This window comes from Mesorhizobium sp. 128a (assembly GCF_053848025.1).
Genome location: NZ_JBSPKY010000112.1, coordinates 1 through 361, shown reverse-complemented (window position 1 = coordinate 361; position 361 = coordinate 1). Strand labels below are relative to the sequence as shown.

Below are 361 nucleotides of genomic sequence, written 5' to 3'. Positions count from 1 at the left end.
ATCTTTAGCCGTCTCGAGGATCCCCAATGCGTCCGAGATTGGTCTATGGCTAGCGAGAGCAGCGCGAGCCGCCGCTTCGGCAAGACGAGGTTCAACGTTTCCGTTAACCTCTAGAAGGGTGCGGGCAAAGGCGTAGGCGTCGTCTGCCCGATCTAAGCTAAGCAAATGGCGGATGGCCAACACGGCAACTTCAGGCGATGCCTTGCCCTTCGCGACCACGTTGTCGACCAGTCGCGTTGCGGCATCGTTGCGCTTCCCCCTCAAAAACGCTTGCAGCGACACTTGCGCAAGTCTGGGATACTCCGCAGCGTAAGACATGTGGGCAAGAGCAAGGTTGATCGCTTCTTCGATATTGCCTGCC

Annotated in this window: 1 protein-coding gene; it reads right to left on the bottom strand. The window is 57.9% G+C overall.

The annotated features are described in order from the left end of the window. Positions 1–361 (bottom strand): hypothetical protein (locus tag ACWTU9_RS33305; protein WP_455862031.1); only part of this gene is annotated, 361 nt, incomplete at both ends.